The sequence below is a fragment of the Schaedlerella arabinosiphila genome, from assembly GCF_003885045.1.
Classification (GTDB): Bacteria; Bacillota; Clostridia; order Lachnospirales; family Lachnospiraceae; genus Schaedlerella; species Schaedlerella arabinosiphila.
Genome location: NZ_RHJS01000002.1, coordinates 6,177,552 through 6,202,463, shown reverse-complemented (window position 1 = coordinate 6,202,463; position 24,912 = coordinate 6,177,552). Strand labels below are relative to the sequence as shown.

Sequence of the window (24,912 nt, the reverse complement as noted above, 5' to 3'; positions counted from 1 at the left end):
TTTTTGATGTTTTCAGGATATCAGGTAATTCTTAATTTTTTCTATAGATAAATCTAAATAATAAAGGAAGATACTTATAAGAAATTCGGCAGAACAGCCCCCTTCCATTTTTACTGATATCCAGTATTTTTTACAAGATATGGTTCTTAACTGTTTCTTAGTTCTATGGTATAATGATATGCCATGCCGACATACAGGCAGGCTGCCAGAACCGCTATACAGGAGGATGAATATGACGACAGCACTGGTAGATGATTCCGGAAGCGACATCGAACTTTTACGCAGGGATTTATCCCGCTATTGCAATGAGCACAATATACATATGAATATTGAATCCTTTTCGGAGGGAACTGCATTTTTAAAGTCTTTGCGGCACACGGTCTATGATCTGGTTTTTCTTGACATTTATCTGGGGCATACGACCGGCATCCAGCTTGCCCGGCGGGTACAGGAGGCCGACCCCAAGTGCCAGATCATCTTTACCACCGTCAGCCGGGAGCATGCGGTCAGCGCCTACCGCGTCCATGCCCTGGATTACCTGGTAAAGCCTTACTGCTATGCGGATCTGTCAGACGCTCTGGATCGTTTTGAACAGATCGCGGCCCGATTTGCCCGCTATATTGAATTAAAGGAAGGACGTTACTATACCCGGGTACTGGTCTCCGATATTGTGTATACGGATTATTCCAACCACTATATCCAGGTTCATACGACAGACTGCGTCATACGCTCCCATATGTCCTTTGACGCATTCCTTCCGATGCTGGCGCCCTACGCCAATTTCCTGCACTGCTGCCGAAACTGCATGGTCAATATGGATTATATCGAGTCCTTCGGCCAAAAGGAATTTTTACTGAAAAACGGCGAACGCATCCAGATCGCCGCCGCCCGCAGGCGCGATGCCGTGCAGAAATATGCCGACTATATTTTTGACCACTATTCAAAAGGAGTCATACTGCCATGACGCTTGCGTATATTATCAACAGCCTGCTTTTTGTCGTACCCTGTATCTTACTGCTCCTTCTGGTTTTTTGGGATCAGTTGAAAACGCCCACGGTCCTTCGGATTTTCATCGGCGGCTCTGTTTTTCTGACCATTTCTTTCTGGGGAACCTACATCTATTTTTTGTTCGAAACACCCCTTCATCATCTGCTGATCTCCGCCGCCTCCATGTTTTCCGGCGTACTGATCTTTAGCAGCGCATGTAAATATAATTTCTGGCAGAGCCTTTTTATCATTGAGGTGGTCAATTCCTATTCTGAAAATATCCGCTTTCTCTCCATGGATCTCTATTATCTGATGAACGGCGAACTGCCCAGACAGCCTATTCTGCCGATCGCATTTATTACGACGCTGCTCACCCTGCTGACCTTTCCTGCTATCTGGCTGTTTTACAGACATTTTATGCGGCCCGCCCTGGACTATACGGTCTCGCTCTCCGTCTGGAAGTGGGTCTGGCTGATCCCTGTAAGCAATAACGCGGTCTATACGGTCACGATCGCGCCGGAATATTCCCGCTTCGGCCTTTCCCCGGAGGACGTTTTTTTCCCGATCCCGCCTTTCTGGGTCCTTCTGACCTTCTCCACTTATGGGATTTTATTGAAAATGATGATCGACGTAAGCAAAAACGCGGTGCTCCAGGAAAACCTCCACCTGTCGGAGACCCAGATCGCGGCCCAACAGAAACAGATGGAGCTGCTGCAGAGCAATATTCAGGAAACCCGTCGTTTCAGACACGATATACAGCATCATTTCCTGGCAATGGAAGGGTTTCTGGGGGACCATGATCTGGAGGGGCTGAAAACCTATATCCGGCAGTCTGCAGCGATCTTCCCTGCACGCCAGACAGAGACTTTCTGCTGCAGCGCCGCCGTCAATGCCCTGCTGTCCTATTATTTGGAGCAGGAGGAAAAAGAGCATGTGGATATCTCCGTAAATGCCGCCCTCTCAGATCCCCTTCCCATCCCCGACGCGGAGCTCTGTATTGTTGTCGGCAATCTCCTGGAAAATGCGGTGGAAGCGCACCGCCGCATGAAGCCGCAGGAGCGGTTTCTGGATATCAGCCTGTCCATGCCCAGCAGGTCTATCTTAACGATCCAGGTCTGCAACAATTATGAAGGGGCCGTGCGGCAGACGGCGGACGGAGCTTTCCTTTCCTCCAAAAGAAAAGACCGGAAAGGGATCGGGCTTTCCTCTGTCCTGAGTATTACCGAAAAATATCACGGTATTGCCAGGATCGAGTATCAAAATCAGATTTTTAAGGTTTCGGTAATAATTTCGCAATATCCGTAAGGCAGCTTTTCTTTTTCGCACTTTATGCTAGACTGTATCCGCAGGGCGTTACGCCGCCGCTGGTTACAATACGAAGGAGGACTACTTTATGCCGGGGAAAAATTTTATCAAAATACCAAGTATCTTTATGGCTGTAAGCGGGGTGATCAGTATTGTGCTCTATCTGGTCATAGACCTGATCCTGGCCTGCGGCACCATAGACACCGGTGAACCGCTGGGCTGGATGGTGGTTGCAATCGCTGTGATCTATACAGTCTTTGCTGTTCTGGAATTTCATGCCGCTGCGATAGGGATCAAATATTGTGACTGCGCAGAAAAGGCAGCGTTTCTGAAGAAAAAAGGATTTCTGCTGATTCTCGCGTCATTGATCGCAGGAGCCAGCAATACAATCTTTGCCATATTGCAGGGCGATCCGGTCATTCCTGCTCTGACCAGCGCGGTCCTTGGGCTGTTCTTTCCACTACTGTATACTTATGGAGCTTCTTTGAACGAAAAGGCCGGCCAGTACTAAACGACCGCGAATGGAAAGGGAATGTCATACAGGCCCCCCGCTCCTCACTTATGAGGGAGCAGGGGGTCATATGCTGTGGATGGTGAACAAATGAGAACGGATAAGAAGAGTTACAGTAAGCAGGGCCAATACATCACCGGTATTGACGGTCTGCGGGCAATTGCGGTTTTGATGGTGCTTGCGTATCACCTGCAGTTCCCATTTGCAAAGGGCGGGCTGCTCGGCGTCACTGTATTTTTTGTAATCTCGGGATTTTTAATCACACGGATACTGGTGTCGGAGCTCGGAAGCACCCGCACAATTGATCTGAAAAAATTTTGGGTCCGCCGAATCCGGAGACTGCTGCCTGCGGTCCTGGTCATGGTGAGCTTTTTGATCTTTGCGGGCGCCGTCTGGAACAGGGTTCTTTTTACAAAAACCTGTTCTGATCTGCTGTCCGCGATTTTTTGCTACAATAACTGGCATCAGATCTTCAGAAATGTCTCTTATTTTGAAAATGCAGGCATGCCGTCACCGCTTACACACTGCTGGTCTTTATCCGTAGAAGCCCAGTTTTATCTGGTGTACCCGCTTCTGCTTATTTTTTTTGCAAAATTTCCGGACTGGAGGAAACGATCCGCCTGCACAACGCTCCTTCTGGCCATACTTTCCATGGGCGCCATGTGGGTTCTGTTTGATCCCTCCCATGACCCCAGCCGGGTATATTACGGAACCGACACCAGGGTGTTTTCCCTGTTGTTCGGAGCTTTTCTGGCATTTGCCGCAGGGGACGGCTCTGCAAAAAGAAAGCAGAAGAGAACGCCAGCCTCCTGTCTGTTCCGTGATGCCGCGGGAATCGCCGGGCTTCTGGTGATTCTCTATATGACGGCCCGGACGGACGGATACAGCAGCTTCCTGTACCGGGGCGGACAGGGGCTCGTCTCTGTCTGCACGGTCCTGGTGATCGGTTCGCTTCTGAATACGGACGGCATCCTGAGCCGGCTTCTGAGCGCAGCCCCATTAAAATGGATCAGCGACCGCTCCTATGGCATCTATCTGTGGCATTATCCGGTGATACTTCTAATCAGCGGCGGTAAGAAAGCCCCCTTGTGGGTCAGCATTTTGGAAATCCTGCTGACAATCCTGCTGTCCGCTTTGTCATACCGCTTTATCGAGACTCCGATCCGCCATGGGATCATAGGGAAAAGCATTGCTGTGATCCGCGGCGAACCTGAGACGAAACGGGAACGCCGAAAGCAGATCCGGACGCTGAAAAGAAGCATACGAGCGGTGTCCGCAGCTTTTGTAATCGCAGCAGGCGTCCTGCTCTGCATCCTTTTTGTTCCCCGTGAAAATGCATTGGAGCATATCGAAGAACTGGAACAGCAGGAGGAAAAAGCGAAAGAGATCGCAAGGCGTAAAACACTGGAATGGAAGGAATCCGCAAAACCGAATCCGGCCCAGGCCGGCGTGGAGACAGCCTTGGCGGATGAGGAACTTTTAAGCGGGCTGCGCCTGCTGCTGATCGGGGACTCCGTCGCCATGGGCGCTACGGATGAATTTTACTCGGCTTTTCCCAGCAGTATCAGCGATGTGGCTGTAGGGCGTCAGACGACGGAGATCATCGGCATCTATGATACCTATGTAAATGTACACGGCTGGAACGGGGACGGCGTGATCTTCGCCCTGGGCGCCAACGGGCTACTTTATCATTCCCTGGATACGCTGCGTGACATGCTCGGCCCGGACAGGCCCCTGTTCCTCGTCACGGTCCGGGTGCCTTACGTCAGTTGGGAGGGACCGAACAATGAGGAAATCTATGCATTTACAAAGGCCAGGGAAAATACATATCTGGTGGACTGGTACAAGATCAGCGAAGGGCACGGAGAATATTTTGCCGGAGACGGGATTCATCTGACTTATGAGGGCTGTCAGGCTTACGTCAATGGGATCAAAGAAGCGGCAGCCGAGGTATATCGAAATCAATAGAGGGACGGTGAGAATACCGCCCCTCATGTGTTTTGACCTGATGTCTGACATATGTGTGCTGCAATATACGGCAGGTCAACGGTGTTTTTCCGATTTGCGCTTTTCCTGGCGAATGATCCGCTGGATACTCTTTTCCGCAAGGAAATATGTTTCTGCCAGTTCTTTGATGGGCTTCCCGGTCAGGGAATCCGCATATATTTCCGCATTTCTCCGCGCAAGTTCTTTCTTCGTGGTTGTCTGCTCGCCCCAGGCTTTCTTCTCCTCCTCCTTTTTCGGAATATAGATCACGGCGCCGTCTGCATATTGCTGCAATTGTTCGATCAATTCCTGCGGCAGGATCTCAGCCGCACGTATGTAATCCATAATATGCCCCCCTGATCTTCTTGAGCGCCCCCGAAAAAAGCACCCGCGAAACCGGAAACAACAATATTTTCATTTCATTTTGCCTTATGCACGGATTGAATCATCCGGCTCAGTTAATCGGTCATTCATAACTGATGTTATTCTCAAACTTGGCAGCGGGCCCCAGGCGAATCTGCAGCCTGCTGCCGAAAGAGTCCATAACGACAGGCAGATATCAGCAATCCTGCATTCCTTTCTTTTTTGTTGTACCAGACGTCATACCTAAAGGTACCCAATCATGGCCATTCGGCCCTTTCACAAGGTATCCGTCTGAATCGGTAATAGGTGCTGACGGCGCTCCTATGGAAAACCTGCTGTGTATTTCCGGGCCGGAAAATTTGTTTTTTCCCCCTTCATCAAGAATCACTCCTTCCTTGAATGATACGTGGGTACCTGATCTCCCACTCTTCTATTGTATCATGCCGCCCGGAAAAACACAGAACATATTTCTTTAAAATTAAAAATGTGCCGTGAAAACAGGAACTATTTTATGTATCACAGATCAAAAGTTTCTGATATACTCTATGATCCGGCCGACCGTTCCGTTTTCATATTCGTCTTGATTCAGCTTGAAGCACATCTTTTTGTCGATGTTCTCATAATCCGCATAGGTTGCGGCTCCTTCCGGAATGAGAAATAAATCCACACCTTCACGCTGCAGCCCCTGCAGGTCTCCATGGTTTACATCCACGATCACCTCTATGTTCCACTTCTCCTCCGATATCGCAGCTTCCAGATTTTCTTTCAGCACAGCGCTTCTCTTCTTTTTGAACACATTCAGGTGACCGTCATATCCGGCCTGGGCAAGTCTCCCATACGTTACATAGGGTACGATGGCAATTTTCTGAATCATTTGTATTTCTCCTCCATTCTTTCTGCTTTTTCTTTATATCATACCATATTATCGCAAAAAAGTCCTAGATTTGGAAAAATAATCATGTCCGAAAAATATGAGTCTGCGGCTTTACAGTTTTTCATAGGAGACCAGTTGTTCCACCGGAATCCGTGTTTTGTCAAAGCGGTCTGCAGCGGCGGCTTCCTCATTGGAATAACCGACTGCCAAAATGTTGACCGGTTCCAGATGGTCCGGCAGATCGAATGCTTTTTTCAGGACATCCGGTTTGAAATAGCAGATCCACACGCTTCCAAGCCCCAGCTCCGCGGCCTGCAGCATCATATGGTCTGTCAGAATGGAGGCGTCGATATCGCAGGTCTGTTTCTGATCAAAGGGGCGCACCCACGCCTTTTTGTGGTCGGCGCATACAATGATTGCCAACGGCGCACCGTAGATATTGGCTGCCGTTCCTATCTTGGCAAGCCCCTCGTCACTTTGAACCACAAGCAGGCGGACGGGCTGCAGGTTTGCCGCCGTCGGAGCCACATGCGCGGCCTCCAGGATCTGTTCCCTGACTTCCTTTGGAGAAAGCGTGATTCCCGTGCTGGAGGCTATGTGCGCGTGGGGGGCGGACTATCTGGACGGGGCGGGGAAAGGGAGATGTGCCGGGAAAGAATCTGTGAATGAAATCTCGGATAAAAAGGGATGGTGACATAAATATACGTAGAGGCACCATCCCTTTTTCTTAATATTATAAATATATTTACTTTTCTATTACCGCGATCGCTTCAATCTCGATCGCCATTCCTCCATTAAATTTTCCAACCTGCATCGTAGAGCGTGCAGGGGGATTTTCCGGAAAATACTGCTTATAGGTTTCGTTGAAAATTGAAAACTGATCGATATCGGCAACAAATACCAGTGTTTTGAATACATGCTCCAGATCGGTTCCGGCAGCTTCCAGGATCGCCTTCATGTTCTTCATAATCTGATGTGTCTGAGCCTGGATATCGTCCGGACCAACCAGCTTCCCGGTTTCCGGATCTGTTCCCGTTATTCCGGCTGTAAAAACAAAATCTCCGACTTGAAACCCCTGGGAATACCATCCTCCCGGCTGTGCAGCCCGATCTGTTGAAATCAATTCCTTTTTCAAAATCGTTTCCTCCCCCTATCTGGCCTGTGCCTGCTTTTTCTTATTTTTGTGTTCAAAATAATAGTATGCCGGAAGTCCTGTTATGAGAGCAACAACACCTGCGATCAAGGATGCTCCCGGCGCCCAGAGGAACGTGGAAACCAAAAGGATTCCATTTGCAAAAATGGCTATGATCGTCATAATCTTCCACGCAGGACATTTCCATCCCGGATTATAGGACGCTTTACTGCGGTGTACAAACATCGTACAGAATACCAGCATGTTTTTCACAAGGCAGATTACGGTAAAGTATCCAAGAAGATCATTGATTCCTGACAGGAATACCAGCAAAATAGCGTATACCGCCTGCGCGCCGAGTGCAAAGGAAGGCGTGTTATATTCCGGATGAACCTCTGCAAAACGACTGTACCATAAGCCGTCTTTCGCCATCGCATATTCCAGTCTCGGCTGATACATTGTTGCGCCGGACATAGAGCCGGTTATTACAAGAATCGCCAGAAGCGCCGTCACGATGCCTGCTGCCTTTCCGATCATAGGAATTTCTGAAAATGCAAGCGCAATCGGTGTATCCGTAGCTGCAAGCTCTCCGATCGGTATCAGCCCTGCCGCTATCGTCGAGAGTCCTCCGTATAGTAAAATCACGATCGCAATACATCCAATCATAACCTTCGGCATCGTCTTTGACGGGTCTTTTACCTCCCCTGTCATATAGCATGCACCGATTGCACCGTCATAAGACCATGTTGTAGCGGAGACGCCTGCCAAAAGTGCCGCAATGCCGACCGGCGCGCCAACGATAGCAGGTTCTGCCAACTGGGAGCCATTCATAAAGAACAGTCCGACGATGATCAGCAGAAAGAATGGAAGCATCTTCAGGCTTGTGATAAGCTCCTGGAATTTTGCACCTGCTTCTACGGATCTATAGTGCAGATATGTAAAAGCCAGAATGATGCATACTGCCATGATTTTAATCGGAAATCCCTGAAGCGACGGAATAAAAAAGGCAACATAACTGGCAATAGAAAGTGACATAACTGAGCAGGTACATGGATCTGTTGCCCAAAAAGCCAGCCATCCATTCAAAAATGCGATAGGTCTCCAATTCGCCTCCCTTAACCATGTAAACTGTCCCCCATCTTCTGGATATGCGGACGACAATTCTGCGTAAAGCATATTCTGCGGAATCATTATCAAACCGCCGATAATAAAGCTTGCAATCATCATAGCTGCCGAACCGGATGCGCCTGCCACTTCAGCAAGCGAAGTAAAAATTCCTGAGCCAACCGTTGTCCCGACCGCAATTGCCAATGCCGCTCCGACACCTAATTTACGTTTTAATTCACCCTGTTTCTTTTCCGTATTTGACATTTTCTTTCCTCCTAAACTATTGTGCGGTGTATCCTCCATCAACCATCAGATGTGTTCCCGTGATAAATGAGGCCTCTTCACTTGCTAAAAATGCAACTGCTTTTGCAATATCAATCGGCTGTCCCAATCGATGCAGCGGATAGCTTGCAATCAGCCTTGCGCATTCTCCTTCGTAATCCCCGGAACGCGACATATCTTTTACAAATGCCGGGGTCTCTGTACCAGACGGGCACACAGCGTTAACACGGATACCAAACGGTGCAAGTTCCAGTGCAAGGCTCTTCGCGAACTGGATAATTCCGCCTTTGGATGTATTGTATGCAAGCGACTCCACACACCCTACGATTCCCAGTTCACTTCCGGTACATACAATCGCTCCATGGGAACTTTTCTTCAATAGTGGGAGCGCATATTTTGCGCATAAAAAATATCCTTTCAAATTCACCGTCATTACCTGATCCCAGTCCTCTTCCGTCGTATCCCACAATGTTTTGCTCAGCGAATATGCCGCATTGTTGAACAGGACATCCAAAACGCCAAATTTTTCCTCTGTCATCCGGAACATTTTTTCCACCTGTTCGGACTTGCTCACATCTACTTTGCAGAATACGGCGTTTGGAGCCAGTTCACTTTCAATCTTCCTTCCTCTCTCCTCATCCAGATCCGCAATTACAACCTTCGCGCCTCTTTCAACAAACAAACGCGCTGTAGCTTCCCCAATTCCGCTCGCCCCTCCGGTGATCAATGCCACATAGTTTTCTAATCTCATGTTCTCCTCCTTTATTTATCTATTTACTAATACGTTTTAATTGTTTGTTTAATTTTATTATTTATATACGCGAATGTCAATAGAAAAATGAAATAAATTAATTTTTTATTGAAAAAGAGAATGCAAAAAACTTGAAATTTTACACCTCTGAACGTATAATATTATTAATAAATATTAGTAATGAGGTATCCTTATGAAGAGAGCAACTTCCAAAGACGTAGCAAAGCTGGCCGGCGTTTCACAGACTACCGTGTCGTTTGTTTTAAACAATACCCCCGGCATCTCCTTATCCGATGAGACACGGCGGAAAGTATTAGATGCGGCCAGAGAGCTGAACTACATACCAAATTCCTTTGCAAAGGGGTTAAAAACAAGCCGCTCTAAACTGCTGGGAATTTTTCTGCCTACAATGGCCAACCCATTTTATCAGAAGCTTATGCAATATATCGAAAATTATACGGCTGAGCTTGGATATAACGTGATGCTTTGCTGTACCTATCGAAATGCAGAACGAGAAAAATCTTATCTGGATTTATGTGTCGAACACCAGGTAGATGGGATCATCTATCTCTTTACACCCAACTGGGTCAAGCAGATTACCAGGATTTCTCACAATATCCCGGTTATTTTGATCAGTGAAAAGTCTGAGGATATTTCAATAAATACCATCAGCCTGAATGGATTCCAATGCGGAAAGATTCTGACAGAACATTTACTGCAGCTGGGACATAAAAATATTGCCTATGTAATGAGTCCTGTCACCTCAGTTTCATTGACCCGGCAGATGCGTCTGCAGGGAATCAAGGCCGCTGTCCAGAATGCAGGTCTGGGTGAAGATGCTTTAGAAGTCATTACAAATCCCGTCGTTGCTTCCGATAATCTGGAGGCAAACGCCGGATTTGCCGCTATGGAATCTATATTGAAAAAAAAGCGGAACACTGCCGTTATCGGTGTAAATGACTTGGTATCATTTGGACTTTTATCAAAAGCGCTTAACATGGACGGTATCCGTATCCCGGAGGATATTTCGATCTGTGGTTTTGATAATACTTATCTGGCTCATATGGCCCATCCAACACTGACAACTGTTGAATACTGTACAGAACCTCTCTGCAGGCTTGCCGTTGATATGCTGCTAAATAACAACAGTATCGATGTGTTAAAACTATCCGGCGAGCCAAAACTGATTATCGGTGAATCAACCGGGCCTGCGCCGCTTTAATCATTCGGTCACTTATCAGGCTGTCGGAAAATGGCTGACAATATATTGCGGTAGCATTCCATGAACCACCTACTATATCGTCAGCCATTTTTACAACTCCATATAAACCGAATTTTTCTATACCGATATATATCGTCCGTATCCCGGTTCTTTTTTTATTCTTCCGTTTTCAAAGATTACATTTCCTCGCAGATATGTGCTTACAATCCTGGAGCTCAATGTTTTTCCTTCATGTGCAAATTTGCAGACTTTACTCTTTGAAAAAGTGTTTTTTCTGCTGCAGATCCATCCGGCATTCAGATCGGCAATATAAAAATCGGCATCCGAGCCAACCATAATTGCTCCTTTTTTCGGATAGAGTCCAAACCTCTTAGCCGCATTTGCAGCGGTAAATGCAGCAAACCTCTGCAATGACATGTTTCTTCTTTTTACGCCTTCATCAAGCAACAAAGGGATTGCTATATCAATTTCCGGCGCGCCGCACATAGCGTTCCTCAGATTCCCATCCCCAGACAGCTTTTCCTCTTCCAGATAAGGGGCGTGATCCGTCCCCAAGTAGTCAATCGTGCCATCCAGCACAAATTCCCAAAGACGGTTCATACGTTCCCGGCTTCGAAGAGGAGGATTGATCCTTGCAAATGTACCGTATTTTGCATGGTCCTCATAATTCAGTGTAAGATAATGAGAGCAGGTCTCTGCCGTCACATCGATGCCTTTCATCTTTGCTTCCGCTATAAGCCGGGCTCCCTCCGGTATTGACATATGACAAATATGCAGCCTGCATCCCGTACATCCGGCATACAGCAGCAGTGTGTGAATCGCTGTAAGTTCCGCCTGCCACGGTCTCTCCGCATCGTGGACTTCCAGGCTCCATTCCCTGCTGATATTTTTTTCTGAAAACCGTTTTACCATACCGGGATTTTCGGCATGCGCTCCATATATACATCCCAGTTCAGCCAGTTTTTCCATTTCTCTGAACTGGTCATACTCGTCCGACCACATGAAATTCGGCCCCGCATCAATTGTAAAAGCCTTAAATGCTATGCAGCCTAATTCTTTTAATACTTCAAACTCATGGATATTGTCCGGCATTGCCGAACCCCAAAAAGCAAAATCAATCAGAGAATTTTCCTTTGCTCTCTGCATTTTCAGCTCGAATGTTTTCCGGTCCTTGACCGGAGGAGTCGTATTAGGCATATCCAAAACCGTCGTAAATCCGCCGCTTGCCGCCGCCCTTGTTCCATGTTTGAAGTCTTCCCGCCATTCGGCCCCGGGATCAAAAAAATGCGGATGAGTGTCTATAGCTCCTGGTAAAATATAATTACCGCCGGCATCTTCCATTTCTTTTGCATCCATCTCAGGTCTTCCCTCTCCGATAACCGCAAATTTTCCGTTTTCAATCCCAATAAATCCTGAAATTGTTTTTTCTTCTGTCACAATATTGGCATTATAAATGATCAAATCCATTGATATCCAAACACCTCCTACAACTCCCCATTTTCCATCATTTCACGCAGCGGTGTATCCGGAATCCTGGAAAATGGTCCTTCCGCTGCTTTTGCTACTCTGAATGCCGCCTCCTGCGCATCTCTGACTACCTTCCCTTCATCAACGGATACTACTTTAAAGCCGTCAATCAATACCTTTCCATCCACCAGAACCATCTCAACTTCACTGCCTTTTGCTGAGTAAACCAGATTCGGAACTATGTTCCGTACCGGATAATGAATGATCGGCGCCAGACATGGCTGTGTAAAGTCAACCATAATGATATCTGCTTTCTTTCCGACCTCAATAGAACCTGTTTCCTCTCCGAGGCCGATTGCACGGGCAGCTTCAATGGTTGCCATTCTTAGTACTTTCCATGCAGGAAAAATGCTTGGATTTCCGAATTTACACTTATTCAGTATTGCGGTAAACTTCATTTCGTTAAACATATTGTTGCAATTATTGCCCGGGGCCTGATCTGATCCCAGTGCCAGCCGACCGCTGACTTCCAGGAAAGCGGCGGCCGGCGGAACAATTCCATCAATGATTGCGATGCTTCCGCTGCACAGGACCATTCCTGCGCCGCGGCCGGCCAGAAATCTGGTCTCTTCCTCTGTTGCCTCTGTCAAATGCACTGCCATCAATTGTTCATCCAGATAACCGACTTCTTCTAAAAATGGAATTGTACGCATACCATATCTTTTTATCATTTGGTCAATCTCACGGTCGCCCTGGGACACATGCATGTGGATTCCGGTTTTCCGATGATCCGCTGCGGATTTTATTTCCAGAAGCAGTTCCTTACTAAGCATGTCCGCTCCCTGTGGTCCGAACATACACGTGATTCTTCCATTCTCCTGTCCATGCCACCGGTCAAAAAGTTTCTTACATCTTTCAAATTTTGCATTTCCTTCTGCCGGGTCAAATTCATATAATTCACCGATAGCCGTCTTGTTTTCTTTCGGAAGTTCGCTGATCAGCTCCGTTACCCGTGCTCTGGTTCCCAGCTTGACATGATTCTCTACTATTTTAGTCATTGGTGTATCAAAATCGCAGAATGTGGTAGTTCCTGCTTTCAATGCTTCCATAATATTCATGAGCGAGCCTTTGATAACCGCATCTTCATCCTGGCGCAGCGCCTGCTCAAATGGCCAGATCCCGTGCTGCATCCAATGATTTAGATCCTGAGCTGTTCCGCGGATCAGTCCGTCCCCTGAATGGATATGTGCATCAATCAATCCCGGCATGATCACTTTATGATTCGCAGCATCAATCAGCCGCTCAGCCACATAGCCAGAAGCTTCTTCGCTGCTGCCGACGAACGTAATCCTGGTTCCTTTTACGCCGACCGCCCCGTCTTCTATGATCCCAACCCCATTTCCCCGCATCGTAATCACTATCGCATGTAAAAATAAAATGTCCAGTTTATTCTCCATTTTACTTACTCCCTATGTTCCATCAATCATAAAATATCTACGGCAGCCATTTGCAAAAGCGTATTTGCTAACAGCCGGGTTCCTTTTACCATATCCTCCTTTGTTGTAAACTCTTCAGGACAATGGCTGACTCCGCCGTTAGAGCTTCTTAAAAAAATCATTCCCATCGGCATAATGCGGGAAATATTCATTGCATCATGTGCCGGAAAGCTGATCATGGAATTATGTACTATATTTAACTTATCCGCTGTATTGTCCATCAATTGTCTGAGTTCTTCCCTGCAGGGAGCCGGCTCCAGATTGCATGTATAATGCACAGACCAGGTCAATCCTCTTTTTTCACACTCCTGGTCTGTAAACAGCATAAGATCATCATACATTTTTTTCCATTTTTCCAGGTCGGCCTCCCGAAAATCAACCGGCATGATACATTTTTCAGCTATAATATTATGTTCTCCCGGATGTGTTTCTATGTATCCAACGGTTCCGCGCGCATCAGCACTGATTGTATGGGCAAGCCTTTCCACTTCTGTTGTGATCGCCGCTGCCGCCGCCATTGCATCATGACGGTCCTTCATGGCCATTCCCCCGGCATGCGCGGCTTCCCCGTTGATCGTTATGTAAAACTGTTTGATTCCTGCAACGGCCTGTACTACAGATAACGGAATGTCCTTATCCAGCAGATAGCGCCCCTGCTCAATATGCATCTCAATAAATGCATAGTATGCTTTCGGGTTGATAATGCTCCCCTCAATATTATCCGGGTCCAGTCCAAAACCATATTCTTTCATCGCATCACTTAAGAGCTGATTTGTCCGTCTGTGACGGAGTTGATATGCATAATCATGGGGGAGCATTCCGCACATGGCCTTACTGCCAAACGTACCGCCGAGAAATTGACTTGCTTCTTCATTGATAAAAGCCACCATTTCTATCGGCCTCTTGTGGGGAATCCCGGATTCTTTGATCGCAACCAATGATTCCAGTGCCCCCATTACTCCTGCGAGACCGTCGAAATATCCCCCCTGGGGAACGGTATCAAAATGAGAACCGCTCAGTACCGTCTGTTCACCCGGCTCTTCTCCTTCTAACCGCGCATAAACATTTCCGACCGTATCTATACGGTAGCTTAAGCCCTCCTTCTCAATCCATCCTGTCATCATTTTCACTGCCTCTTTGTAAGATGGTTCCCATGCAAAGCGGTTAATGCCACCTCTCGCATCCGTACCAACTGCGCCCACCTGATTTAAACGGGACCATAAGCGCTCTCCATTGATATCAATTAAGCGGCCCATTTTATTCCTCCTTTTTCAAAGATCGCCAGTCATTTTTGATTTACAAAAATAAAACTTATCTTTTCAGTAAAATTAAACAATTAAACGTAATAGCAAACAATATATTATTAATACGTTTTAATTATATATTAGTTCTGTTTTCACGTCAATAAGAAAATGAAACTTTTCCTGGGCTTTGAAGCCTTTTGAGACATATCAGAACAGTTGAAAGAAGAATGCCGGGGCAGAATCGGCGATAACTTGAGGTAGTCAGGACTATCATTGACAGAGATGGTTTTTATGGTTGCTATTCACAGACATTTCACTCACATGCACAAATTGAATAATGCTCTCGAAAAGGAATATAGCCAGCAAGCAAATATGCTTTTCTACTACTATATGATATCTTACATCACATTAACAATATTATCATTTTTATTGATCTTGTCTTTTAAAAGAAACTAAAGCTCCAATAAATCCGATTATCCCACAAACTGTTATAGTAATCGTGCATATTCTCCAATACTGCGTTCCCCAACCCACCATACCGGAAATGGATACTGCCGTCCAAGGGCATATACAAGCTGGCAGTATTAGTTCTTCTGATACTTGCAGTCCTGCCGCCTGCAATACTGCGCTTCCCAATGTTGCAAGCATGGACGGATAAAACAATGCCTGCTGTTTCACGCATATCAAAAGAATAGGAATCCCCACAATAAAAGAGAAGAAATTATTCTGGGTAAATAAAGATAAAGCATACCTCATATTCCTTGTTGTAAATTCAACGGGAAAAAGGATATAACAGCCTGCTATCACTATCACCTCAGACAAACAAAATGATATTAAATACCACAAAAACCACACAACTAATTTAGCTGTCAGGAATTTTTCTCTCGATACTGGAGCGGTCAGGACATTCCGTATTGTTCTGTCCTGATATTCCCTTTGCATATTCGAAGTGATTATAAATCCATTTACGATAGGTAATATGAGAGTATTTAACATGAGTACGCTCATCAACCATTCCATATATTCTCTCTGTGGGTCAATAACCAAACGATTCCATATCATAAAAAGCGGAATTGTAGCAATGATCAAAGTTCCCACCCATGCCATTTTATTCCTGCGGAATTTTATAATTTCAGAACAAACTGCATTATGCAATGCCAGCACCTCCTGTCAATTCCTTAAAATAATCTTCCAGACTGTTTTGGCACTTAGAAATCTCAGCTACTGCAAAACCAGCAGCAAAGAGTCTGCTGTTTAATTCCAAAGTGCCGTATTTCAAATCATAAATCTCTATGACAGATGCTTCTGGTCTCTTAATATTTTCGATTGAAAGGTTTTTTTTCAAGTACTCATATACCTGTTCTGGTTCTTTCACAACTAATCGTATATAAGAATGTCTATTTTCCTCTAGCTGTTGATAAGAACATTCTTCCAACATCCTGCCTTCATGGATAATTCCGATCCAGTCCACCATCTGCTCCATCTCCGAAAGCTGGTGGCTGGATATTAAAATAGTTTTCCCACACTCATGACTCAACCGCCGTATAAGTGTCCGCATCTCTGCTATGCCAATAGGATCAAGTCCATTTGTCGGCTCGTCAAAAATGAGTAATTCAGGATCATTTACGATTGCATTAGCGATTGCCAGCCGCTGTTTCATTCCTAATGAATACTTTGAGAATATCTTCTTATCCTGATACGGAAGTCCTACGACACCGAGTGCTTTGCGTATCTTATTTCTATCCACTTTTCCCCTTAATCTTGAAAAAACTGAGAGGTTTTCCACCGCTGTCAGATTTGAATAAAAGCCGGGGGATTCAATCGTGCTTCCAATACGTGCATAAATCCCACTCTGATAATCTGCCATCACCTGATTAAATAATGTCACTGAGCCAGAATCTTTTTTCACCAGTCCAAGCAGCATTTTCATAATTGTAGTTTTACCAGCCCCGTTTCTGCCCAATAACCCATATATCTGTCCTTTCGGAATGTGCATGGATACATTCCGGACAACAGAACACCCCTCATATTTTTTGCATAACTCATAAGTCTGTATCGTATATTCCAATCCTGTCACCTGCCTTCATATACTATCCTTGATGTCGAAACGACCAATTTATTCTGAAGAAAGAAAAATATGATAAGCTGCATGAGGAATACTATAAGCGATAATCCTATGGCGACCAGCGTTATTTCAAATATGCGTGTAGCAGAAGATGCTTCCATAAAACGGTTTATCATGAATGATGCTGTGACACATCCGCAAATTACAGGAAAAAAATAAATAAGCCCTATCTGTTTCCGGATAATCTTTTTCAGGTCATTTTCTTTTAGCCCAAGATACATCGCCCTCTTGTAGCTCTCAGTATCCTGCATTATCGTTCCTGCAATTTTCAATCCCATTATCATAGTTGCTGACACAAAAGAAATAATGGCAATAAAGAAAATTAGGATCAGATAAACTGCGCCTGCCTCCATCTGGACATCAAGCTCCGTCTGTTTTGCATAAGGATAAAATTCCCACCATCGGGCGGCATACAATTCGTTTCCATCATAAGGGATATAAATATCTTCATAATTCTTTATTTTATCTTTAATAACCTGATTCTGCCAGCTAACAAATATCTCCCCCCTGTTTATTCCTACAATCTCCGCCAGAAGTCTCTTTTGAAATTCTCTGCTGTTTTCAGTATTGCTGCCATGAAACAGATAATAGGTCATTTTATATGAGGAATCCAAAGTATCACTTATTCTGTAAAAAGTATTATCACTAACGACTGCAAAGGAATTTATCTTTGCGGTTTCATTCAGTACACTTCTCTTTGAGACCAGCTTAATTTTTTGCAATGTAAAGTCTTCTTTTATACATGGATTGTAAAACAGTCCTCTATCTTCCGAGCAGGTTTGAAACATGGAATCATCAGAATCCTGAAAGTAAATATATCCGTCATCCGGAACAGACAGGTTCATTCCGGAAAGTGCATTAAAATCTGACACATTAACAACAATTTCCGATGCCCACTCATTTCTTGAAACATCCATATACTGATGCTCCCGTCCCAGCAGAAGCATATCCAACGAATGCCATTCGTTTAAAGAAATACCGCTTTCTTCTGCAAAGGAGCATATCCTGCTTTCATCAAGCTTCTCTCCTGATTCCTCGGCTAAAACAGCATAATCATATGGTTCTTCCTTGATTAAATAATAAAGCTCCAAGAACATACCCCCATTAAAACATATAGAAAATATCGTAAGCGTAATCAACAGTGAGGAAACAAATAAGGACAATGTGTATTGGTTCCCTTTTTGCCTTACAAGATTGTAAAACAAGATATCTTTTCGGTATGCGTTAGGAAAAAAACACTTTATAATTCTACCTATAGAAGTAATCTGTGCCGTCAGAATATACATTCCAATCACACTAACGCCAAGGAAGAAAACGGAGAAACTTTTCAACCAATAGATAACCGCAGTAATATTAAACAATATCAGTCCCAAAGGAACTGCTATCAGCCCTATAATAGCCAAAACCGGGTGGGAGGCTTTCACTTCCTCTCCTTCAGATGATGAACGCAGAATCCTAATCACATCTAATCTTGCAATATGAACTGCATTTCTGATACGCAGGATAACCCATACCAATATCCATAACCCTCCCGCAATCAGCAGTCCTTCCCATCCCACACGAAATTCTCCATCCGTATAGGAAATGAATAAAGACAGCAGCGACCATATGCCAAAAGAAAACGGAACAGCTAAAACAAGACCGGCAGCCCCTCCGATCAAAAATGTGATGTCAAGCTGCTGGTTTTGCATTTTACCAACAGATTTTGGTGAAAGACCAAGGGAAAGGAATACCCCAATCTCCCCCATTTGAAGCTGCATATAAATAGCATTAGCGTAAAAAAGAAAAACAATAATACCGATCAGTGTAATTCCATACATTCCAAGTGAAATTAAGTAAGTCGATCCATCTGTCATCAATACATCGGTTATAACTTTGCTAAAAAGCAAGACACCATAAGCCCCGGTCATGGCAACTGCAAAGCAAATTGACAGTCCAAAAAGAATGTATCGGCTTTTGTTCTGACAAATCAGCTTTCGGGTAATTTCATTTAATGTCATTGTCCCACCTCCACAATTTTCAAAAATTCCAGAATATCATTCATAAACTGCCTTTGTTCTTTCTGACGCACCAATTCCCTTACTACCATCCCATCCGATAGAGCAATCACACGATCCGCATGAGAAGCAGCAATCGCATCATGTGTCACCATCAAAACTGTAGCCCCCAACTGTTTCCTAGCAAACAAAAACGCTTCTATAACAGCATTGCTTGACTTTGAATCAAGATTGCCAGTCGGCTCATCAGCTAAGATTAACAACGGCTCATTTGATAAAGCCCTTGCAATAGCCACCCGTTGTTTTTGACCGCCAGAAAGCTCGCCCGGATATTTATCAGAAATATCCTCAATGCCAAATGCGCACAACAGCTCTCTTGTCTTTCTTTCCATATCTGCGGCAGGCTTTTTTGCGATAATCTGTGAAAGAAAAATATTTTCCTGCACTGTCAACCCATCTATCAGCATAAAATCCTGAAAGATAAAGCCTAATATACCGGAACGGATTTCAGCCTGTTTTTCTTTATCCGTATGAAGCATATCCACTGAACCCACATTCACTTTACCGCTGTCTGCTGATAAAAAACCTGACACGATATTCAGCAGTGTCGTTTTTCCACTTCCGGACGGTCCCATGACCGCCACAAACTCTCCTCTGCTTACCTCCATGCTGACACCTTTTAGTACAGGATAGGTATTCCCTTTTGTAATATAGGATTTTTCCAATCCCGATACAGATAATATTTTTTCCATATACCGATACTCCTTCACAAATTTTTCCAGAGAAAATAAAGACTCTCCTCAATAATACAAGGAGAGTGTAAATGAAAAATATCACAAAAGTATCTACTTTTCCAATAAAAATGAAAATTGTACTCTGGCACCAGAATCCGGCGTATTGCTGATCGTAATGCCTCCACCATGTTTTTCACATAGAATTTTACAGATATTCAATCCAAGACCTAAATGCGAGGATTCGGATTGTCCGGAAGAATAAAAGGGATTTAGCGCTTGCTCCAGAGCTTTCGGACTAAATCCTGCTCCATCATCGATCATTTCAAAAGAAAGCAAATGATTCTGCTCATACAGATGCACAAAAATTTTGTTTTCAGAATATCGGCAGGCATTTCTCATAACATTTTCTAACACTCTGAAAATCAAGGAAATATCCCCCCTAACCTCTTGTAGATCAGCTTCATTTGTGACGGAAATATCTTTCCCATATTCCTTAGCTGTCAATTTTATGTTGTCATCTAACATACTCATAAAACTATCTATTGGTACAGTCTGTATTTTCACTGGTGTATCCTCTAATTTTTGGATTGTGTTCATAACTCCGACATAATCTTCCAAACGCTTAATGTAATATGCCATCATGTGGTTCGTTTCCATAAGTTTTGCATCTTCTTTTTCTGGAAACAAGATATATTCTTCCAAAAAATCCGTATATCCCTGCAATACCGTGAGCGGTGTACGTAGATCATGTGCAAAGGCTGCATTGAGTTTTCTGCGTTCTTCTGTCATTCGCCATATCTTCTTATAATTATTCTGCAATTCATTCTTCATCCGTTCAAAAGACCCACAGAGTGTTCCTAATTCATCTTCTGAATCGTACTGTATCGAAAAATCCAGATTATCTACGGCTATCTGCTCTATTCCCTCCGTTAATACTTTTAAAGGAACGGAAAGTTTTAACTTATAAAAAAAATAGGAACCTGCAATAATTACCACAGCCACATAAATACCTGTAATTGATATAGAAAGGAAATCATGCCAATGCAAAATCGGATTTTCTGGATTTTCTGTTACAATGGCATAATAGCTTGGACGTGTTGCCAATAATATCGTCATCGCCCCTAAAAAAGCGATAAAAAGAGAACTCACGATTGTAATGGTCAAAGCCTTTTTCAAAGAAAGATTTTTATAAACTGTTTTTAATTTTCCCATTTATACCCTATCCCCCAGACCGTTTCAATATAAGTTTTCTCCGTATACTCCATAAATTTTTTTCTAATCCTCCGCATATGTTCTACTATAATGGAACTATTCCCCTCACTATCATATCCCCAGATAACTTCATAGATTCTTTCTTTATCAAAAACCTGTCCCGGATTCCTTGTAAGTAATTCAATAATATCAAATTCTTTTTTGGTAAACGGTATCACTTTGTCTTGGTAAGACACCTGCCTTTTGTCATAATTTATGGTAAGGTTTTCAAAAAATTTTGCTGAAAAACCAGAACCCCCTCGGCTTTCACGACGTAAATGCGCTTCTACCCTTGCGCCTAACTCGCCTAACTTAAAGGGCTTTACCACATAATCATCTCCACCTGACTGAAACCCAATAATTGCATCCATTTCTTCTATTCTTGCAGTCAAAAAAATAATAGGGCATGCTACATGATCTCTGATTGTTCTGCATACTTCAAGCCCATCCATGCCAGGCATATTTATATCAAGCAGAATAATATCAGGTTTAGAATTGATTTCCTTAAGAGCTTCTGTTCCACTCATAGCTGTATTTACCAGATATCCATGAAATTGAAAATAATCCTTCAACATAGTGACAATGCCCTGCTCATCATCAACTATTAAAATCTTATATCTTTCCATAAAAATCTCCGTTTCTTTGCCTTTGGCTGCAATCAAACTAAAAAAAGGTGGTTACAGTTCTCGGCCCACCTCGGAAAGATTGCCTGCGCCGGTACCGGCTTCTACTTCGACGACATCCCCACGGACACGATTGAAGCCCCTTATGTGGAAGGCGCTTACTACAGCAAAAACAAACGATCTGACCGCGGATGTGGCGGCGCCCCCGGCTGGATTATTGAAATCATTTCCCCCAGTAGGACAACCGCAGACTATCCCTACTCGTTCTAATCTGACTAAGAGAATTATAGCACGTTATGCGAATAATGCTATAAAAGATTTGCGTTAATCACTCTGCCGCTTCCAATGCCCCCTGCAAATTTCGCATCGTTCATGACTTCCAGTTTCCCCAAGACCTGTCCGGCAGGCTCTGCCAGCTTTTCCTTTATGGAAATTCTGCCTGTCTGTTTTTCCTCCTGTTCTTTTAAAAGCAGTATAGCAGAAAATCAGATTTTATACACTACGGTAAGTTTTGAATCGCTTACGTAAATCACGTAAAAAATCTGCGTGATTTACTCATTCTTTTTTACAGCCCCCAAATTATAATACTGTCATCAAAAAAGCAAAGGAGAATAAAAGAAATGGCTGCATTATTGGAAGCGAAAAATGTAACAAAAATTTATGCGAAGTCACAGCACCCAAGCCTTAATAAAGTATCGTTCAGCGTAACGGACGGCGAATTTATCGCCATTATGGGGGCTTCCGGATCAGGAAAGACCACATTGCTTAATGTTCTTTCTACGATTGATACACCCTCGAGCGGCAGCATTACAATAAACGGTATCCATCTTAAAAATCTGACTGATTCCAAAGCAGCGGATTTCCGCAGGGATAATCTGGGTTTTATTTTTCAGGAATATCTGCTGTTAGACAGCCTTACAATTTTGGAGAATATCGCTGTTCCACTGACTTTGCAGAAACTCCCGCCTAAAAAAATAGAAAACATGATACGGAGCCTGGCGAAAAGCTTTGGTATTGACGCACAGTTAGATAAATATCCAAGTGAACTTTCAGGCGGGCAAAGGCAGCGTGCTTCTGCTCTAAGGGCTATTGTGAAACGTCCAAGCATTTTATTTGCGGACGAACCGACTGGGGCATTGGATTCAAGTTCCGCAACAGATTTGCTGAACACTTTAAAGGAATCAAACGAAAGACTCCATACTACGATACTAATGGTCACACACGATGCTTATGCCGCAAGTTTTGCTGACCGCATCCTGATTTTTAAAGATGGCTGCATCATTCAGGAATTATTGAAACAAAATGCTGGCAGGCGTGCATTCTATGAATCCATTGCACAGACAACCGCAAAATTAGACACAGAAAGGTAGGGCAGTACCCATGAATCATTTATCTATGGCACTTAAGAACCTAAAAAATAATTTTTCCTTTTATGTCCTCTATTTATTATCCATTTCATTTGTGATCACTATTTTTTTTGCTTTCACTTCGTTTTCCATGAATAAAATCATGCTGGAAAAAATATCAGTTGACGGGCGGGTAGAAACCATGTGCAACACGATTTCTATATTCCTTATGGCATTCGTTATTTTTTATATGTCATATTCAAACCGTTTCTTCCTGCGCCGACGTACAAAGGAATTAGGTATTTATGCATTATTAGGATACCGGAAATCCACGATACTGTCCCTGCTTACAGCAGAAAATCTGCTCTCCTGTTTCGGGGCTTTCGTGATTGGAATCCTTTTGGGCGGTCTGTTTCACAAAGGCATTGTGTTTGGCATTACAAAACTACTGGGCTTGACAATCAACAATTCAGAGATTCCGTTTTTTAACCTGAATGCTATGGTAAAGACTGCATGTTTTGTTTTTGCCATTATTATCATTTTATCGCTGTCCAACAGCAGATTTCTTTTTAAATCTTCCCTGATGGATTTAGTGCGGTTTGAAAAAAGCGCGGAAAAGCAGACAAAGTTTCATGCCGTTCCTTCCATAATCGGGTTTGTTTCTGTCATTTTGGGATACTGTATTGCCCTTGACATTCTACGGGGCGAAAAATCTGTCTGGTTTTCAGTCGGGTTTTATGCTGTTGGAATGCTTACATTTACTCTCATTCTTTTTGGGACAGTGCTTTTTATTGCATCTTTTCTCCCTTATGCGGTACAGACTGGCAAGAAAAATAAGAAGAAATTTTATACGGAAACAAGAATCATCACTTCACCGGGTTTTATATACCGGATGCGCTCCAATTCAAAAACGCTGATCATGCTCACATTACTGTCAGCCGCAACTCTGACTGTTTCAAGTGTTATGGCTCTAACCCTGTATTATCCGATTGCAGCAATATCCCGCATTGCGCCGTCAGAAATAGAGTGCCGTATTGAAAAAGAGAACGATCTGTCCGCAATCATGGAGATCGTAAATAACGATTCATCCGGAGATGATATTACATTTCTGCAGACCGATATTTATAAAGTTACTTCTACTGCCGGGCAGCTTCCCATGGAATACAGTGTCGGAACTTCCAAGGGAGATGCTGACAACGAAAAAATCCTTCGGAATGCAGGTTTTGAATGTATCTCATATTCTGACTATACTGCCATTCTGAAAGCACAAGGGCGGCAAAAGGCTTTGGAGCAATTTACAGCACTAAACAACAATGAGTGTATTTTTGTAAGATACCAGCCGGCCTCCGGCAAGGACGAAACAGGCAGCACTTATCCACTGCTCATAAACAATACTGAAATACCTGTCACTGTGACTATGACCACATTAGATAATCCTATTTCATTTGCGAACAGTGTTGGTACTTTAATTGTAAGTGACAGTTTATACAAAATGATATCTGAACATGCTGCTCCCGAAACAAAAGTCTTAAGTATAAATGGAAATTCCATAACAGGTAACGAGGATCTGTTTCAGGCTCTATCTGCATATTTGGATAAAAGTCCTTACCTGCAGGGCAATTCCCACAGAATACACGAAGTGGTTTCCCTGAATAGTTCTACTTTCCTGTTGATAGGCTTTCTTGTGGTATTATTCTTTATAGCAACAGGAAGCATCCTGTATTTTAATAACATTTCGGCGATAGCCGATTCAAAATCCGATTACGATATCCTTACAAAAATGGGATATACGAACAGGAAGATAAAAAAAATCATCAGGAAACAGGCAATTACATTTTTTAGCATTCCGTTCCTGTTTGGGCTGGCAGACTGTATCTTTGCCACCTTAGTATATAAAACAGCGCTTATGCAGAACCTTTTGGCGAACAGCATTGTTTTATACGCCCCTACGATATTAGCTATTGCGCTGACACTAATTATTTACCTGATTTATTACTGTATGACTGTCCATACCTGCTGTAAAATGGTTTTGGGAAAATAAAGATTATGCGAAAATTTTAGTTGTATGCACACAGATAAATGATATAATTTAGGCATGGATAAGGGGGC

General features: G+C 43.8%; 21 protein-coding genes and 1 pseudogene. 7 read left to right on the top strand and 15 right to left on the bottom strand.

Features of this window, described 5'->3' with window-relative positions; translation table 11 throughout:
- The first annotated feature begins 232 nt into the window (after positions 1-232).
- The 4 genes from EBB54_RS29085 (at position 233) to EBB54_RS29070 (ending at position 4,771) form a co-directional block, all read left to right on the top strand.
- Positions 233-964 (top strand): LytR/AlgR family response regulator transcription factor, encoded by a 732-nt coding sequence (locus tag EBB54_RS29085; RefSeq protein WP_125130327.1) that lies wholly within the window; start codon positions 233-235, stop codon positions 962-964.
- Positions 961-2,292, top strand: a complete 1,332-nt coding sequence (locus EBB54_RS29080; protein WP_125130325.1) for a sensor histidine kinase — start codon at positions 961-963, stop codon at positions 2,290-2,292. The genes EBB54_RS29085 and EBB54_RS29080 overlap by 4 nt, the downstream gene beginning before the upstream one ends.
- 88 nt (positions 2,293-2,380) lie before the next feature.
- Positions 2,381-2,803 carry a hypothetical protein gene (locus EBB54_RS29075; RefSeq protein ID WP_125130324.1) on the top strand — a complete coding sequence of 141 codons (423 nt, stop codon included), beginning with the start codon at positions 2,381-2,383 and terminating at the stop codon, positions 2,801-2,803.
- Positions 2,804-2,878: 75 nt separating this feature from the next.
- Positions 2,879-4,771, top strand: a complete 1,893-nt coding sequence (locus EBB54_RS29070; protein ID WP_125130321.1) for an acyltransferase family protein — start codon at positions 2,879-2,881, stop codon at positions 4,769-4,771.
- A 75-nt stretch (positions 4,772-4,846) separates the two neighbouring features.
- Here the strand turns inward: EBB54_RS29070 and EBB54_RS29065 are convergent, their stop codons facing one another.
- From EBB54_RS29065 to EBB54_RS29035, 6 genes and pseudogenes are all read right to left on the bottom strand, one after another.
- Positions 4,847-5,134 (bottom strand): CD3324 family protein, encoded by a 288-nt coding sequence (locus EBB54_RS29065; RefSeq protein WP_125130319.1) that lies wholly within the window; start codon positions 5,132-5,134, stop codon positions 4,847-4,849.
- Positions 5,135-5,675: 541 nt separating this feature from the next.
- Positions 5,676-6,026, bottom strand: coding sequence for a hypothetical protein (locus tag EBB54_RS29060; RefSeq protein WP_125130317.1), 351 nt, complete (start codon positions 6,024-6,026; stop codon positions 5,676-5,678).
- A 111-nt stretch (positions 6,027-6,137) separates the two neighbouring features.
- Positions 6,138-6,578 (bottom strand): annotated as a pseudogene (locus EBB54_RS29055) (nitroreductase family protein); the annotation flags it as partial.
- A 193-nt stretch (positions 6,579-6,771) separates the two neighbouring features.
- Entirely contained in the window at positions 6,772-7,161 is a 390-nt protein-coding gene (locus tag EBB54_RS29045) for a RidA family protein (protein ID WP_004083098.1), read from the bottom strand.
- Between the two features lie 15 nt (positions 7,162-7,176).
- Complete coding sequence (locus EBB54_RS29040) at positions 7,177-8,529, bottom strand: amino acid permease (protein ID WP_125130311.1); 1,353 nt, start codon at positions 8,527-8,529, stop codon at positions 7,177-7,179.
- A 16-nt stretch (positions 8,530-8,545) separates the two neighbouring features.
- Positions 8,546-9,298 carry an SDR family NAD(P)-dependent oxidoreductase gene (locus tag EBB54_RS29035; protein ID WP_125130309.1) on the bottom strand — a complete coding sequence of 251 codons (753 nt, stop codon included), beginning with the start codon at positions 9,296-9,298 and terminating at the stop codon, positions 8,546-8,548.
- Positions 9,299-9,491: 193 nt separating this feature from the next.
- On the opposite strand from EBB54_RS29035, the gene EBB54_RS29030 reads away from it, so the two are divergent.
- Positions 9,492-10,520, top strand: a complete 1,029-nt coding sequence (locus EBB54_RS29030; protein WP_004083110.1) for a LacI family DNA-binding transcriptional regulator — start codon at positions 9,492-9,494, stop codon at positions 10,518-10,520.
- Between the two features lie 117 nt (positions 10,521-10,637).
- Here EBB54_RS29030 and allB read toward each other — a convergent pair whose 3' ends face one another.
- The 9 genes from allB to EBB54_RS28985 all read right to left on the bottom strand — a co-directional run bounded on the left by allB (position 10,638) and on the right by EBB54_RS28985 (position 21,460).
- Positions 10,638-11,987: an allantoinase AllB gene (gene allB / locus EBB54_RS29025; RefSeq protein WP_125130307.1), complete on the bottom strand. Its 1,350-nt coding sequence runs from the start codon at positions 11,985-11,987 to the stop codon at positions 10,638-10,640.
- A 17-nt stretch (positions 11,988-12,004) separates the two neighbouring features.
- A complete protein-coding gene (locus tag EBB54_RS29020) occupies positions 12,005-13,444 on the bottom strand; it encodes an amidohydrolase family protein (RefSeq protein WP_125130305.1) in 1,440 nt (479 codons plus the stop codon).
- Positions 13,445-13,470: 26 nt separating this feature from the next.
- Entirely contained in the window at positions 13,471-14,739 is a 1,269-nt protein-coding gene (locus EBB54_RS29015) for a Zn-dependent hydrolase (RefSeq protein WP_125130303.1), read from the bottom strand.
- Between the two features lie 414 nt (positions 14,740-15,153).
- On the bottom strand, positions 15,154-15,882 hold the full coding sequence (locus EBB54_RS29010; RefSeq protein WP_125130301.1) for an ABC transporter permease: 729 nt from the start codon (positions 15,880-15,882) through the stop codon (positions 15,154-15,156).
- Entirely contained in the window at positions 15,875-16,795 is a 921-nt protein-coding gene (locus tag EBB54_RS29005; protein ID WP_125130299.1) for an ABC transporter ATP-binding protein, read from the bottom strand. Before EBB54_RS29005 ends, EBB54_RS29010 begins: the two co-directional genes overlap by 8 nt.
- Before the next feature lie 5 nt (positions 16,796-16,800).
- Positions 16,801-18,852: an FtsX-like permease family protein gene (locus EBB54_RS29000; RefSeq protein WP_125130297.1), complete on the bottom strand. Its 2,052-nt coding sequence runs from the start codon at positions 18,850-18,852 to the stop codon at positions 16,801-16,803.
- Positions 18,849-19,601, bottom strand: coding sequence for an ABC transporter ATP-binding protein (locus tag EBB54_RS28995; protein ID WP_125130295.1), 753 nt, complete (start codon positions 19,599-19,601; stop codon positions 18,849-18,851). The genes EBB54_RS29000 and EBB54_RS28995 overlap by 4 nt, the downstream gene beginning before the upstream one ends.
- 93 nt (positions 19,602-19,694) lie before the next feature.
- The gene (locus EBB54_RS28990) at positions 19,695-20,795 is read right to left on the bottom strand and encodes a HAMP domain-containing sensor histidine kinase (RefSeq protein ID WP_125130293.1); all 1,101 of its coding nucleotides are present in this window, start codon (positions 20,793-20,795) and stop codon (positions 19,695-19,697) included.
- Positions 20,783-21,460, bottom strand: a complete 678-nt coding sequence (locus tag EBB54_RS28985) for a response regulator transcription factor (protein ID WP_125130290.1) — start codon at positions 21,458-21,460, stop codon at positions 20,783-20,785. Before EBB54_RS28985 ends, EBB54_RS28990 begins: the two co-directional genes overlap by 13 nt.
- 617 nt (positions 21,461-22,077) lie before the next feature.
- Between EBB54_RS28985 and EBB54_RS28975 the strand changes: the two genes are divergently transcribed.
- Entirely contained in the window at positions 22,078-22,827 is a 750-nt protein-coding gene (locus EBB54_RS28975) for an ABC transporter ATP-binding protein (RefSeq protein WP_125130288.1), read from the top strand.
- A gap of 10 nt (positions 22,828-22,837) precedes the next feature.
- The gene (locus EBB54_RS28970) at positions 22,838-24,844 is read left to right on the top strand and encodes an FtsX-like permease family protein (RefSeq protein ID WP_125130286.1); all 2,007 of its coding nucleotides are present in this window, start codon (positions 22,838-22,840) and stop codon (positions 24,842-24,844) included.
- Positions 24,845-24,912: the final 68 nt, after the last annotated feature.

Bases quoted from the DNA above. Each gene is read 5' to 3' on its own strand.
- EBB54_RS29075 (WP_125130324.1), top strand. From the start codon at position 2,381: ATGCCGGGGAAAAATTTTATCAAAATACCAAGTATCTTTATGGCTGTA.
- EBB54_RS29020 (WP_125130305.1), bottom strand. From the start codon at position 13,444: ATGGAGAATAAACTGGACATTTTATTTTTACATGCGATAGTGATTACG.
- allB (WP_125130307.1), bottom strand. From the start codon at position 11,987: ATGGATTTGATCATTTATAATGCCAATATTGTGACAGAAGAAAAAACA.
- EBB54_RS29085 (WP_125130327.1), top strand. From the start codon at position 233: ATGACGACAGCACTGGTAGATGATTCCGGAAGCGACATCGAACTTTTA.
- EBB54_RS29080 (WP_125130325.1), top strand. From the start codon at position 961: ATGACGCTTGCGTATATTATCAACAGCCTGCTTTTTGTCGTACCCTGT.
- EBB54_RS28975 (WP_125130288.1), top strand. From the start codon at position 22,078: ATGGCTGCATTATTGGAAGCGAAAAATGTAACAAAAATTTATGCGAAG.
- EBB54_RS29015 (WP_125130303.1), bottom strand. From the start codon at position 14,739: ATGGGCCGCTTAATTGATATCAATGGAGAGCGCTTATGGTCCCGTTTA.
- EBB54_RS28995 (WP_125130295.1), bottom strand. From the start codon at position 19,601: ATGGAAAAAATATTATCTGTATCGGGATTGGAAAAATCCTATATTACA.
- EBB54_RS29035 (WP_125130309.1), bottom strand. From the start codon at position 9,298: ATGAGATTAGAAAACTATGTGGCATTGATCACCGGAGGGGCGAGCGGA.
- EBB54_RS29030 (WP_004083110.1), top strand. From the start codon at position 9,492: ATGAAGAGAGCAACTTCCAAAGACGTAGCAAAGCTGGCCGGCGTTTCA.
- EBB54_RS29000 (WP_125130297.1), bottom strand. From the start codon at position 18,852: ATGACATTAAATGAAATTACCCGAAAGCTGATTTGTCAGAACAAAAGC.
- EBB54_RS28970 (WP_125130286.1), top strand. From the start codon at position 22,838: ATGAATCATTTATCTATGGCACTTAAGAACCTAAAAAATAATTTTTCC.
- EBB54_RS29065 (WP_125130319.1), bottom strand. From the start codon at position 5,134: ATGGATTACATACGTGCGGCTGAGATCCTGCCGCAGGAATTGATCGAA.
- EBB54_RS28985 (WP_125130290.1), bottom strand. From the start codon at position 21,460: ATGGAAAGATATAAGATTTTAATAGTTGATGATGAGCAGGGCATTGTC.
- EBB54_RS28990 (WP_125130293.1), bottom strand. From the start codon at position 20,795: ATGGGAAAATTAAAAACAGTTTATAAAAATCTTTCTTTGAAAAAGGCT.
- EBB54_RS29040 (WP_125130311.1), bottom strand. From the start codon at position 8,529: ATGTCAAATACGGAAAAGAAACAGGGTGAATTAAAACGTAAATTAGGT.
- EBB54_RS29060 (WP_125130317.1), bottom strand. From the start codon at position 6,026: ATGATTCAGAAAATTGCCATCGTACCCTATGTAACGTATGGGAGACTT.